Raw genomic sequence first — 12,928 nt, forward strand, 5'->3', positions numbered from 1 at the left:
GCCATGAAACAGAAATTCAGCTCTACCTTGATCGTCTCGGTGCTGGTCGTCGGCTTCGTGGTGATGTTTCTGTCCAGCGCCTTGAAGGGGTTGTACCAAGTCTACTTCGTCGACCTGGCCTCCCACTTTGGCGAGGGGCGCGCAGCCTTGGCTACCGCAGGATCGCTGTTCGTCCTGACCATTGGCCTGGTATCGCCCGTGGTGGGGTGGCTGAGCGACAGGGTTGGGCCCTTGAGCACGGTGGCCCTGGGCAGTGTCAGCGGCGGGGTGGTGCTGCTGGGCGTGACATTCGCAGGCACGCACCTGCTGGTGTTCACCCTGTTGTATGGCCTGCTCGGCGCCTTTGCCCTCGCTGCGATGACCTATGTACCCATGGGTATTCTGGTCGATCGCCTGGTCGCTGAACGGTTCAAGGCCTTCGCTTTCGCATTCGTCACCAACGGCACCTCCATTGGCTTCATCGTGCTGTCGCCGTTGTGGATCATGCTGCAGCAGAGCGTGCCCTGGCAGTCGGTGTTCTCCTGGGTTGGCCTGATCTTTCTGGTGCCTTTGAGCCTGGCGCTGTATTGGGTATCCCGCACCGTGCCGTTGAAGCCCGACCCGCAGGCGGCAAAGGTCAGGCATCCGGTGATGTTTCTGCTGCGTGACCCGCGCTTCTTCGTGCTGGCCCTCAGTTTCGCCAGTTGTGGTGCCACCATGGCGTTCATCGATGTTCATCTGGTGTCGTTCTGGCAGGGTGAGGCGCTGCCCAGTTCGGTGCAGGCCAGCGGCCTGAGCCTGTTAGGTGTGCTGGAACTGGTCAGCGGCCTGCTCGCGGGTTGGTTGGCTACCCGCTACAACAAGGGCCTGCTGCTGATGATGTTCTACCTGCTGCGAACCGCTGCGGTCATCGTGCTGCTGACCACGCCCGGGCCCCTTGGAACGTACGTGTTCGCTGTGCTGTTTGGCGCCAGTTACCTCGGAACGGTGGTGCTCACATCTGCCTTCTGCTTCGCGCTGTATGGCGCCGAAATCAAAGGCAAGGTGTTCGGGATGCTGTTCCTGGTACATCAACTTGGCGCGTTGGTGGCCACGCAGCTGGGCGCACTGGATTTCGACCGGCATCAAAGCTATCAGCTGACCTTGGCCGGCCTGGCCACGGCCACGGCGGTGGCTGCCCTGGCATCGTTGTGGCTGATAGCGGTTCGCCCATCAAGCGAAACCCTGGCTGCTCAACTCGCCGAACCTGAATAGTCCACCGATCAATTGCGCATTGTTCAATACAAACAAGGAGGCGCAAAACCATGCAATCGACCGTGATTGGCCTGGATGGTTTCAACGCAACTGATTTCAATGCAACTGGGGCACTGCATGCTCACCGGGTCAGTGACCTGTCCGATGTGTTCTGCGAGCCGTTGGCCATGACGTCCGCTTATACCTTCGCTTCAGCGAAAGAGGCTTGCGAGCGCTTCAGCGGGCAACAGCAGGGCAATGTATACAGCCGCTTCACCAACCCGACCGTGCAAGCGTTTGAAAGCCGTGTGGCAGCGTTGGAAAACGCTGAAAGCGCAGTGGCGTTCGCTTCCGGGATGGGCGCTTTCACCGCGCTTTGTCACGCCTTTCTCCAGCAAGGCGACAACATCGTCTGCAGCCGTGACGTGTTCGGCACTACCGTCAATGCCTTCAGCTACTACATGGCCCGTTTCGGGATCGAGGCCCGGTTCGTCGATTTGACAGACCTGGCGCAGTGGAAGTCGTCAATCGACGGCAGGACCCGCCTGGTGGTGTTGGAGTCGCCCTCCAATCCGCTGCTGAAAATCGGTGATATCCGCGCCGTAAGCTTGCTGGCACATGAAAAAGGGGCGTTGCTGGTGGTGGACAACACCATGCTGACCCCGGTTTTTCAGCGGCCACACACACTGGGAGCGGACCTGGTCATCCACTCCGCTGGCAAGTACATGGATGGCCAAGGGCGTGCATTGGCGGGCGTCGTGACGGGGTCGCAAAGCCTGATGCAGGTGTTGCGGGGTGTTCTGCGTACCTTGGGTATTTCTTGCAGCCCGTTCAACGCCTGGCTGCTGCTCAAAAGCCTGGAAACGCTCGAAGTCAGGATGATGCGGGCGCAGGAGAGCGCCTTCGAGCTGGCCCGCTGGCTTACCCACCAGGAGCTGGTGACCGCGGTGCAGTACACCGGCCTGGAGCACCACCCCCAGCATGCATTGGCATGCCGCCAGCAGGACGGCCATGGGGGGCTGTTGGCTTTCGAGATCGTCGGGGGCCAGGCCGCAGCCTGGCAATGGATTGACCAACTGCGTTGCGTGGCGCGCTGCACCAACATTGGCGACACCCGCAGCATGGTCACGCATCCAGCCACAACCACACACGGGCGGCTGGACGCACAGGCGCGGTATCAGGCGGGTATCTCGGATGGTTTGATCAGGTTGTGCGTCGGCCTGGAGCGTGTGGACGATATCAAGGCCGACCTGCAACAGGCTTTCCACGCCGTGTCCTTGCAGACATCCATGGCAGCGCCGGTCGGCCATAACCGGAACGCGGTGTTCAATGGCTGAACTGCTCGCTTCAGGATTCGGCATTGGCGTGTTCGCCGTGGGTGTGCAGATCCTTGCATTGATCGCGGTGTATGGCACGTCCTGCGCGAAGGAAGTGCGTTTCTATGCCGTGGCTTTCGTGCTGGCGAGTTGCGTGATGGCGGGCATGGCGATGCTCGACCCGTTGGCATTCACCCAATGGCATGTCGACGGCCTGGCAGCAATGGCGATGTGTGGCTGATGCCGGGCACCGCCAATTTTCTATAACGGGTGCCGGTTCAACACCCGCTCATGACGTTCAGGGGTAACCAGATGTTCAAAGTAATGGCCATCAGCTTGGTGCTGGGCTGTGCCCTTCAGTTCGCAACGGCTCGGGCTGAGGTCGCTGCCATCGATAGCGGCACCGTTGCCACGGTCAGCAAACGGCTCGTCTCTTTCTATAGTCAGCCACTGCCATCCGCCGGCAAGGCGATACCGATTCGGGTTCCGGCTGTGCTGTCGCTGCCGGCTAAAACCGCGGGCCCGGTACCGGCGGTGATCATCCTGCATGGCTCGGCGGGGATGGATTCGCGCGGTCCCTTGCATGGCGGTGACCTCAATGCCCGCGGTATCGCAACGCTGGAATTGGATATGTGGGGCGCGCGCAGGCTCACTGGCGGTGCACAAGGGCGCCCGCCACGCGTGCACGATACCCTGCCGGACCTGGCAGGCGCCCTGGCTTACCTGGCCAAGCAGCCTGGCGTCGACGGCCAGCGCGTGGGAGTGCTCGGGTTTTCCTGGGGGGGGCGTACAGGCCATGCTCGCCGCCTCTGCGCCCATCAACGACGAGCTGGAGCAAGCCTCAGGTATTCGCCCCATCTCGATGGCAGCGTTCTACCCCGTGTGCTGGGGCTACAACCATGTGCCGGGTTATACCTTCAAGCATCTGGCCCCGGCTCGCTTGCTGGTGCTGGTAGGCGAAAACGACCAGTACGACGATGACCCGCGTGCCTGCCCGTCGCTGATTTCAAACCTGCCCAGCGAAGATCAGGCGCGTGCGCAGGTGCTGGTATACCCCGGCGCAGAGCACGGTTTCAATGGGCTGGAGGCCGCCCAGGAGTACCAGGATCCGTTCCTGCACCGTGGCAAGGGCGGCGTGGGGCATTCGGCACCTGACCCGGCAGCGCGCGACGCTTCGCGCCAGGCCGTGGTGGAGTTCTTCACCGAAAGCTTCGCCCCGACTGCGATAAGCGAGCGGTAGCAGTCGAAATCTAGGCGTCCTCGTGGGCGAGAGCATGGCGAAACTGCAGGGGCGGTTGCGGCATTTCCTGGCGCCATGCCAGGCGAAAGGCATGGCTGCTGCCGTAGCCGCAACGTTCGGCAATCTGTTCCACGTTGAGGTGGCTGCTGCGCAAAAGCTCACGGGCCAGGTCGATGCGTTGGGTGCGCAGGTAGCTCTGCAGCGTTTGACCGGTATTGTCGCGGAACAGTCGCGCCAGGTGCCGGTAGCTGACATTGAACTGGCTGGCCAGTTGTTCGAAGCTCAAGTGGGTACCCAGGTTTGCATCGATGTAGTCCTGGGCCGCATGCACCAGCGGGTGGATGTGGTTGCGCGCCAGGTCTGCAGCGCGCAGCTGCACATCTTCGCCAGCGCGGCGACGGTAGATGACCAGCTCCTGCGCCACCTGGTTGGCCACTACCTTGCCAAACTCCAGGCTGACGATGTGCAGTGCCAGGTCAGTTCCGCTGGACACGCCTGCCGAGGTGAACACGCCATCGTCCTCGACGAACAGGCGGTTCTCCAGCACTTTGGCTGCTGGGTAGCGCGTTCGAAGCAAGTCGACGTAACGATGGTGCGTGGTGCACTGTCGGCCATCCAGCAAGCCAGCTTCGCCCAGCAGGAACGCACCGGTGCATATGGAGCACAGCTTTATATCCGGCGTTTGCCTGATCACCTTCGCCAGCCACAGGGCGGTGGCGGTCAATATCGCTGTTTCGGCGGGTGTCGCAGAGAGCTTGTTGCCCACCACGAAGAGCAAGTCCTGCGGCGCGAGCCGCTCAGGCAACTGGTGCAGGCCACTCAGTGTCACGCCCTGGAAACTGGTGACCTGTTGTCTGGCGGCTATGCAACGTACGTTCACCGGTGCCAGCTGGAGTTCTTCGAGGCTCGCCATGATTTGTAACGGGCCACCGAGATCAAGGATGTGGGTGCCCGGGAGCAGCAAGAACCAGATGGTACGCATTACAGTATTCCTTACATCGCCAAGCGCCTGACCTTGAACGGCACGTTACCAATATGGCGCAAAAAGGCAATTTGCATGGATACCATGGCGGTCAGGCGCCTTCGCCTCCGGGCAGCCTTCCGAGCAGCGGTGGGGTAGGCCCTGGGGCGGCAGGTTCGTCATCGAAGCCCGCAGGCACTTTGCCCCGCAGGTGCCACGCAAAGGCGATGATTTCGGCAATGGTCAGGTACAGCGCCTCCGGTATCTGGTCCCCCAGCTCCAGGCGCGCCAGCAGGCGCACCAGCTCGGCATTTTCGTAGATCGGCACTTCGTGCTCGCGGGCCAATGCCAGGATGGCCTCGGCCAGCGCATCGTCGCCCTTGGCGGTGAGGGTAGGGGCTTGCTGCCCGTCGTAGAACAGGGCAATCGCCTGCCGTGCAGGTTGGTGCGTCATGCGTTCTCATCCACCCAGCGTTGTTCAACCCGCGTACGCGGGCCTTGTGGCGGGATACCAGGATGGCATTCCAGATCACCTACATCCAGGCCCCGCGCCAACAGGCGTTCGCGCAAGCTGCCGAGCTGGCTGTCGATCAGCCGGGCTGTCGCCTCGCGTTCCGCCCAAAGCTGGCCACCCAGGCGGCCTTGGCTCAGTTGTGCCTGGACCTGCACCGGGCCAAGGGGCGAGAGGTCGAAAGCCAGCTCGATACGCCACAGGGCTTGCAGCGGGTCGGCTGATTCCTGCTGGCGGTCGGCTTGCTGTTGTGGCGTTTCCTCGCGTTGCAGCTTGACCTGCAACGGGATGAACTCCTGGCCGTGACGGATCGGCACTTCGGTTTGCCAGGTGGTCTGCAGGTTGCCGTTTTCCAGGGTACCGGTTTGTTGCAGGCTGCTCATGGCGTGGCTTTGCAGGCGCGACACGGCAGCGGCGGCCAGGCGCAGCAGTTGTTGCAGGTCGCCTTCGTCTTCCATGGCCTTGAGCAGGCGCGACGGCAGCGGGAATGCGCCCGGCTGCGGCTTGGGGCTGACCCGTTCGAGCATGCCCAGCGCGCTGCGGGCCAGGGCCGGCATGGTTACGGCCAGGCTGGCGGGCGCCAGGTTGGGCGCCCCGGGTATGCTGGCCGGCGCGACGGTGATCAGCCGCAGCAAGTGCGCCTTGAGGTCGGTGGCGACGCTGGCCGGGAGGCCGCCCAGCAGTTTGGCTTCGAGAAAGGTACCGCTGTTGTTCAGGGCTTGGGCCACTGCCTTGGCATCACCCAGTTGCCGGGCTTCCGGCAGGCCCGCCAGCAGGCGTTCGGCGCTGGCTCGCAGTTCGCCATCGGCGCCCGGGTCGCGGGCCACCTGTTGCAGGGCATTGAGCAGGCCGGGCAGCGAAGCCTGGCGGTTTTGCTGGGTAAGCAGCTGTTGGGCAATGCTGAGCTGGTCCTGGCGGCCGCTGAGCGGTACGAAACGCAGCGACTGGTCGCCCTGCACCAGCGCGCTGAGCAGGCTACCGACGGCCAGCGGTCGAGGGCTGTCCACGCTCAGGGTTGCGCCGGCCTGGGCACTGTTCAGCAGGCTGACCAGCGCCCGGTAGACGGCGGGCTGGCCGGGCGCCTGGGCCAGCGCCTGGTTGGTCAGCACCTTGCCCTGCAGCAGGGTGCCGACCGGCACCTTGCTGGTGTCCAGCTGAGTGAGGGTGGCGACCTGGCTGGCGCTGGCCTGCTGCAGCATGATCGCCAGGCGGTTGCTTTCGGTCTGGCTGACCGTGACCTGGCTACCCTGGGGCAGGGGCTGGCTGGCGCTGGCTTGCAGCTGGGTCTGGGTGCCGTTGGCCTGCATCAGCCGCAGCACCAGCTGAAAGTCCTGGCCCACCTGGCGCAACGACATGACCTCGGCCTGCGCGGTCTCGCCGGGGGCCATCAAGCCGGGCTGCGGTTGCGTCAGGCGGAGCAGTTCGCCGGTCATGCCCGCCTTGATGGCCTGGGGGCTGATCGCGGTTTGTGCGCCGAGACTGTTGATTTCACTCATGTAGGGTCTACAACCTTTCGAGCTCGCCTGGTTCGCAGCGTGGCGCTGCGTGTCGTCATGCAGTCCGCCTGTTGTTGCCAGTATAACGGCAGCGCTGACAGCGACTTGAGGCGGGAGCCCGGAAAGCGTGCTGGCCTGGAGCTATGAGCCCCAGGCCGGCACACGTCCAGCGTTGTCTCAGTGATTCAGGTTCCTCCAGGCGAACCCGTTGTTCACTCGCACAACTCGGTTCACGCGGAACAGTGACTGGAGGCTGGCTTGCAGCTCTTCATCAGACACTGGCCTCAGGTCCGCGCCCAGCAGCGTAGGTGTTTCCAGCAGCGGGCAGCTGAGCAGCTTGTATATCTGTTTCATTTGCCGATAAGCAGGCAAGGCCCGGTCAACGACGTGATTGAACATTTCAATACCGGTCAAGTTACTCAGCGCCTTGGCATAGGTGGCGTACTTGGCGCCCCAGGCTCCTTGGGCCGGCCAGTTCTGTTTCTGGCTGAAGAACCCTGGGCGGGAGTCCAGCCGACGTTCCATTTCGTCTATGACCCTGCGCAAGGACGGGTTGCGGGGATGGCTGCCAATTACGCTGGTATTGTATTGCTGATGCGCGCCTCTGAATGGGTTGGAGCTCGGCTGCTCGAGCAATAGGCCGTCGGGCGATGCCTCCAACGGCACATTGCCGATCCAGTCGCTGGGTGCGTGGGCATTGACGATACCTGCCGCCGCAGGATGATCAGACGGTGCCAGCAGGTCATTGTTGATATCCATGTACAAGCCGCCTTCGTGATAGAGCGCATGGTATTTCAATATGTCATTGGCTGCGGTTATGTGTGAGGACCCGCGCTCCGGTCCCTCCATGGCGGCATCGTAATAGCGCTTGGAGTACCCCATCTCGCGGTAGAAACCTTGGTGTTCGAGGGGCAATACCTGCAGGTCGGGAGCGACGCGGGCCAAGGCGCGGCTATTCATGACGAAGGCGTCATAGTTTGCGTTGGACAGGTAAAGAACATGAGCAAAGCCGCTCTCGTTGAGCAGCCTGGAATTGCGGCTGACATGCGCGAGCGACGCCGGCGAGATGGGATCACCGCTGGGCCATAGATGGATCACTCTCTTGGGGATAGGCAGCTGATTTACGTGGGTGACCCTCGGCACTTCGACGGGGAGCGGGAGTTCTATACCGAGACTGCGCAGCGTGCTTTCGCGCATGGCGTTGCTAACGTTGCGAGGGCCGTTGAATGCCGGTTGGTATGTGCGCAACCTAGCGTTCTCGGCGATGAAGCGGGTAGGTGCAGCTTCACCCACATCGCTTGACTTGACAAACGCGTCGGCATTCAGGTCGTAGACAAAGTCCGTTTCCGGATTATGCACATCTATCAGCGTGTCCATGCCCGCATGGGTGGTTTGCCGGCGGATTACTGTTTCGCCTGCATGAGGGGGGAGCGGTTCGACCGGCATCGGCTGCTCGAAGTACGCCTGAAAGTTTCTACCACCCCAGCGGGGTCTTGGCGGCCGGGTTGGGCTGAGCGGGTAGCCGATCTGGCCATTTATCCTGCGAGGGGCAATAAAACCGTCGTATTGTGCCCGGAACAGTTGTTGGCTGCCGGCTCTCAGCTCTCCGAGCAGCGGCGCGGCACACAGTGCACCGAATGCGATGTTGGTGACGCCATCCAGTTTCTCTTGCAGGTTCCTGCCATTGATCACTTCATCAAGCCCAACGCCGAACTGCGCGATGCCACCAACAGCAATCAGCCATCCCAGCCCGGGCACCAGAAGCGACAGGGGCGCGAGCAGAGTCAGCGTAAGGTTGAGATAACCTCGCCATTTGGCCTTGATGAGGTCGCTGTTGCTGGTGATCAAAAACTGTGCATCTTCGTAGCTGCGCTGTTTGTGCCGCAAGGCGATATGGTCGAACAGGCTGCCCGCTATCACCGGGCTGTAGGTCTCGACCTTGTAGTTGATGTATTGGGGGGACCAGCCGCGCGCTGGCACGATCAGATTGTCAATGTACAGGTAGCGCGTGCCCTGGTAATTGCCCAACCCTTCGAGCGTGGCTTGCAACCCCGAGTAGCTAAGCCCGCTTTGCAGGTCTTCGAGACGGAAATGCGCCATCAACGCCTTGCACTTTTCGGCATCCTTGCACTGCTCTACCAACCAGATTTTCATTGCGCCCTGGTTGGCAAACTCATGCACTGGCGAAGAGTTGCCAGGTATATAGAGCAGGGTCAGGCCTGAGGCCCGATCAGTGAGGCAAGGAATATCCGTAGCGACATAGCCATAGAAGTTGAGCATGCGTGCCTCAACCTGGCCGTCATGCGCGGTTTGCGAGTCATCGTCGTTGGCGATACCGGCCGAGCGCCAGGCCAGCTCGCACCCCGCTTGGCTCAGGCTACCTTCCTCGACCTGCTTGTTGCAGGCGGCGATGAAGTTTACGCGTGCCAGCATGGCGAAATCGTCAAATTGGTGCAGCCAATAGTCGTTCAACTGGGCGATGAACTCTTCATGAAAGTTCAAATTCCAGATGAATTGTTGAAACGCTTGCGTGTCGGTGATGATCTGCGTCTGGCGGTTGTATTGCATGGGCTCGGTCTTCTGGAAGAGCCCTTGATACACCAAATGGTCTTCGATCTCGCCAAAGAGGCCGCCTTGGGGGAGTCGATCGACGATATGCACGTGACCATCGGAAAAGGCCTGAGACCAGCTTTCCTGCGTAAGGCTCCATTCCTTGAAAAGGCCTATGAGGTCGAGGGCGACTAGGGCCGTGGGGCGGAGAAGGGGGGCAAGTGAAATGTTCTCCACGCTATTGGATTGATCTTGCCATTTGGACAACAGGGCCTGACTGAGCGGAATTTGCTCAACCACTTGGGCTAGCCAGCCCCCCTCGGGGTTGGGCTTGTAGTGCAAGGTAACTGCCAATGTGGTGTCGGGATCGAGATCGGTTTCCTGAGTCTTGTACCACTGCCTTATTTTTTCGGCGGCGACTCGATCTGGGCGAGGAATCAGGGTGAGGTATTTGCGCGTGTGTTGGGCCGCTGATGGGTGCAAATGAGTTGTCATGTCTTGGACCTGCCATGTGAAGGAGTTGGCATGGTCGAGCCTGGGGCGACAGATCTGGAGGTATGTATTTATTGGCCGGGAGACAGTACACCGGGCATGCTCGCCGCGAGGGTTTGTGCGCCGAGACTATTGATTTCAGTCATGATTGTATACAACCTGTCGAACCCGCCCTCTTGGCAGCGCGGCGGCGCGTGTAATAATGCCGGCCGTCCGTCGTTGCCAGTATAACGGCAGCGAGGGGGCGACTTGAGATACAGGGCTTCAGGGCCGTGTCGCCTGCTTCGCGGGCATGCCCGCTCCCACAGGGCCTTGCGCAGCTTTCAAGCCTTGCGTGAAACCTTGTGGGAGCGGGCGTGCCCGCGAAGCAGGCGACACCGCTCCGGAACCCTACAAAGATAAGGCGAAACCGTGACCCTTCACCTCCAAGCCGCGGGCCTGGCCTGCGAGCGCGACTGGCGCCTGCTGTTCGAGCACCTCGCTTTCGAGCTGCGGCCCGGCGACATGCTGCAGATCAGCGGCCCCAACGGCAGCGGCAAGACCAGCCTGCTGCGCCTGCTGGCCGGACTGATGCAGCCGACGGCCGGGCAGATCCTGTTGGGCGGCAAGCCACTGGCCGAGCAGCGCCACGCCCTGGCCAGCATCCTGTTGTGGATCGGCCATGCCGCCGGCATCAAGGACCTGCTCACCGCCGAGGAGAACCTCACCTGGCTGTGCGCCCTGCACCAGCCGGCCAGCCGCGAGGCGATCTGGGCGGCACTGGCGGCCGTCGGCCTGCGTGGTTTCGAAGACGTGCCCTGCCACACCCTGTCTGCCGGCCAGCAGCGCCGCGTGGCCCTGGCCCGGCTGTACCTGGCCAGCCCGCCGCTGTGGATCCTCGACGAACCCTTCACCGCCCTCGACAAGCAGGGCGTGGCGCAGCTCGAGGCGCACCTGGCGGCCCACTGCGAGCAGGGCGGCACGGTAGTGCTGACCACCCACCACACGCTGGAACGCAAGCCCTCCGGTTACCGTGAACTGAACCTGGGGCAATGGGCGGCATGAGCGTATTCATCCTGTTGTTGCGCCGCGAAGCGCGCTTGCTGTTCCGCCGCCCGGCCGAGCTGGCCAACCCGTTGGTATTCTTCGCCATCGTGGTTGCGCTGTTCCCGCTGGCAGTCGGCCCGGAAAGCCAATTGTTGCAAACCTTGTCGCCAGGCCTGGTCTGGGTGGCGGCACTGCTGGCGGTGCTGTTGTCGCTGGACGGCCTGTTCCGCAGCGATTTCGAGGACGGCTCGCTGGAACAGTGGGTGCTGTCGCCGCACCCGTTGGCGCTGCTGGTGCTGGCCAAGGTGCTGGCGCATTGGATCTTTTCCGGGCTGGCGCTGGTATTGTTGGCGCCGCTGCTGGCACTGATGCTGGGGCTGCCGAGCCATTGCCTGCCGGTGCTGCTCGGTTCCCTGCTGCTGGGCACGCCGGTGCTGAGCCTGCTGGGCGCGGTGGGCGCGGCGCTGACAGTCGGTCTGAAACGCGGCGGTTTGCTGCTGGCATTGCTGATTCTGCCGTTGTATATCCCTGTATTGATCCTGGGCAGTGGTGCGTTGCAAGCGGCGTTGCAGAATATGCCGGCAACCGGCCACCTGCTCTGGCTCGCCAGCCTCACGGCCCTCGCCGTGACCCTGGCACCCTTTGCGATAGCGGCCGGCCTGAAGATCAGCGTCGGCGAATAACGAGTCCCGGGCTTTCAAGCCCGGCCAATACCCTGGATGTACCCTGATGAAAATAAGCTGGACGTGGTTCCACAAGCTGGGCTCCCCCAAATGGTTCTATGCCATCAGCGGCCGCATGCTGCCGTGGCTTGCCGGCGCTGCCGTGCTCCTGCTGCTGGTCGGCATCACTTGGGGCCTGGCCTTCGCCCCCCAGGACTACCAGCAAGGCAACAGCTTCCGCATCATCTACATCCACGTGCCGGCGGCGATGCTGGCGCAGTCCTGCTACGTGCTGCTGGCAGTGGCCGGGGTGGTGGGGCTGGTATGGAAGATGAAACTGGCCGACGTCGCCTTGCAATGCGCCGCCCCCATCGGTGCCTGGATGACCGCCGTGGCACTTGTCACCGGGGCCATCTGGGGCAAGCCCACCTGGGGAAGCTGGTGGGTCTGGGATGCCCGGCTGACGTCCATGCTCATCCTGCTGTTCCTGTACTTCGGCATTATTGCGCTGGGCCAGGCAATCAGTAATCGTGACAGTGCAGCCAAGGCCTGTGCGGTACTGGCGATCGTCGGCGTGGTGAACATCCCGATCATCAAGTACTCGGTGGAGTGGTGGAACACCCTGCACCAGGGCGCCACCTTCACCCTCACCGAAAAGCCGGCGATGCCCGCAGAAATGTGGTTGCCGCTGCTGTGCACGGCGCTGGGCTTCTACTGCTTCTTTGGCGCGGTGCTGTTGCTGCGCATGCGCCTTGAAGTGCTCAAGCGCGAGGCGCGCGCCAGTTGGGTCAAGGATGAAGTATTGAACAGCCTGGGGCGGAGGGCCGCACAATGAGTTTCGCCACCTTCGGTGACTTTCTCGCCATGGGCCACCATGGCCTGTACGTGTGGACGGCCTATGGCATCTGCCTGGCGGTGCTGGCGCTGAATGTCGCCGCGCCCGTGCTGGCCCGCCGTCGCTACCTGCAAGATGAGGCGCGCCGTTTGCGCCGGGAGAACAACCAGTGAATCCGCAGCGCAAGAAACGCCTGTTGCTCATCGTCGGCCTGCTGGTCGGCGTCGGGGTTGCCGTCGGCTTTGCCTTGAGCGCATTGCAGCAGAACATCAACCTGTTCTATACCCCGACCCAGATCGCCAACGGCGAAGCGCCGCTGGACACCCGCATCCGCGCCGGCGGCATGGTCGAGAAAGGTTCGGTACAGCGCTCGTCCGATTCGCTGGATGTGCGCTTCGTGGTCACCGACTTCAACATGTCGGTGCCGATCACCTACCGTGGCATCCTCCCCGACCTGTTCCGCGAAGGGCAGGGCATCGTCGCCCTCGGCAAGCTCAACGCCGATGGCGTGGTGGTGGCCGATGAAGTACTGGCCAAGCACGACGAGAAGTACATGCCGCCCGAGGTTACCAAGGCCCTGAAGGAAAGTGGCCAGGCCGCCACCGGCGGGGAGGCCAAGCCATGAAC

At 62.4% G+C, this 12,928-nt stretch carries 13 protein-coding genes; 9 read left to right on the plus strand and 4 right to left on the minus strand.

Annotation, left to right across the window (positions count from 1 at the left end; translation table 11 throughout):
* Positions 1–3: 3 nt before the first annotated feature.
* The 4 genes from CAG22_RS07195 (at position 4) to CAG22_RS28490 (ending at position 3,768) form a co-directional block, all read left to right on the plus strand.
* Entirely contained in the window at positions 4–1,233 is a 1,230-nt protein-coding gene (locus CAG22_RS07195; RefSeq protein ID WP_024087451.1) for an MFS transporter, read from the plus strand.
* Positions 1,234–1,283: 50 nt separating this feature from the next.
* Positions 1,284–2,549: an aminotransferase class I/II-fold pyridoxal phosphate-dependent enzyme gene (locus tag CAG22_RS07200; protein WP_085705062.1), complete on the plus strand. Its 1,266-nt coding sequence runs from the start codon at positions 1,284–1,286 to the stop codon at positions 2,547–2,549.
* The gene (locus CAG22_RS07205; RefSeq protein WP_025340057.1) at positions 2,542–2,769 is read left to right on the plus strand and encodes a hypothetical protein; all 228 of its coding nucleotides are present in this window, start codon (positions 2,542–2,544) and stop codon (positions 2,767–2,769) included. The genes CAG22_RS07200 and CAG22_RS07205 overlap by 8 nt, the downstream gene beginning before the upstream one ends.
* 555 nt (positions 2,770–3,324) lie before the next feature.
* The gene (locus CAG22_RS28490; RefSeq protein WP_170929278.1) at positions 3,325–3,768 is read left to right on the plus strand and encodes a hypothetical protein; all 444 of its coding nucleotides are present in this window, start codon (positions 3,325–3,327) and stop codon (positions 3,766–3,768) included.
* A 10-nt stretch (positions 3,769–3,778) separates the two neighbouring features.
* Here the strand turns inward: CAG22_RS28490 and CAG22_RS07215 are convergent, their stop codons facing one another.
* From CAG22_RS07215 to CAG22_RS07230, 4 genes are all read right to left on the minus strand, one after another.
* A complete protein-coding gene (locus CAG22_RS07215; RefSeq protein ID WP_085705064.1) occupies positions 3,779–4,750 on the minus strand; it encodes a GlxA family transcriptional regulator in 972 nt (323 codons plus the stop codon).
* A 91-nt stretch (positions 4,751–4,841) separates the two neighbouring features.
* On the minus strand, positions 4,842–5,183 hold the full coding sequence (locus CAG22_RS07220; RefSeq protein WP_075045906.1) for an EscU/YscU/HrcU family type III secretion system export apparatus switch protein: 342 nt from the start codon (positions 5,181–5,183) through the stop codon (positions 4,842–4,844).
* Positions 5,180–6,736 (minus strand): flagellar hook-length control protein FliK, encoded by a 1,557-nt coding sequence (locus CAG22_RS07225; protein WP_085705066.1) that lies wholly within the window; start codon positions 6,734–6,736, stop codon positions 5,180–5,182. Before CAG22_RS07225 ends, CAG22_RS07220 begins: the two co-directional genes overlap by 4 nt.
* Positions 6,737–6,913: 177 nt before the next feature.
* Positions 6,914–9,781, minus strand: a complete 2,868-nt coding sequence (locus tag CAG22_RS07230; protein ID WP_085705068.1) for a dermonecrotic toxin domain-containing protein — start codon at positions 9,779–9,781, stop codon at positions 6,914–6,916.
* A 408-nt stretch (positions 9,782–10,189) separates the two neighbouring features.
* Between CAG22_RS07230 and ccmA the strand changes: the two genes are divergently transcribed.
* From ccmA to ccmE, 5 genes are read left to right on the plus strand one after another with little or no spacing between them, the layout of a single operon-like run.
* Positions 10,190–10,822, plus strand: a complete 633-nt coding sequence (ccmA, locus tag CAG22_RS07235; RefSeq protein WP_013973564.1) for a cytochrome c biogenesis heme-transporting ATPase CcmA — start codon at positions 10,190–10,192, stop codon at positions 10,820–10,822.
* Entirely contained in the window at positions 10,810–11,487 is a 678-nt protein-coding gene (ccmB, locus tag CAG22_RS07240; protein WP_013973563.1) for a heme exporter protein CcmB, read from the plus strand. Before ccmA ends, ccmB begins: the two co-directional genes overlap by 13 nt.
* 46 nt (positions 11,488–11,533) lie before the next feature.
* Positions 11,534–12,301 carry a heme ABC transporter permease gene (locus tag CAG22_RS07245; protein WP_012273476.1) on the plus strand — a complete coding sequence of 256 codons (768 nt, stop codon included), beginning with the start codon at positions 11,534–11,536 and terminating at the stop codon, positions 12,299–12,301.
* Positions 12,298–12,474 carry a heme exporter protein CcmD gene (ccmD, locus tag CAG22_RS07250; RefSeq protein WP_013973562.1) on the plus strand — a complete coding sequence of 59 codons (177 nt, stop codon included), beginning with the start codon at positions 12,298–12,300 and terminating at the stop codon, positions 12,472–12,474. Before CAG22_RS07245 ends, ccmD begins: the two co-directional genes overlap by 4 nt.
* On the plus strand, positions 12,471–12,926 hold the full coding sequence (gene ccmE, locus CAG22_RS07255; RefSeq protein ID WP_085705070.1) for a cytochrome c maturation protein CcmE: 456 nt from the start codon (positions 12,471–12,473) through the stop codon (positions 12,924–12,926). The genes ccmD and ccmE overlap by 4 nt, the downstream gene beginning before the upstream one ends.
* Positions 12,927–12,928: the final 2 nt, after the last annotated feature.

This window comes from Pseudomonas sp. B8(2017), assembly GCF_002113575.1.
Lineage (GTDB): Bacteria > Pseudomonadota > Gammaproteobacteria > Pseudomonadales > Pseudomonadaceae > Aquipseudomonas > Aquipseudomonas putida_Z.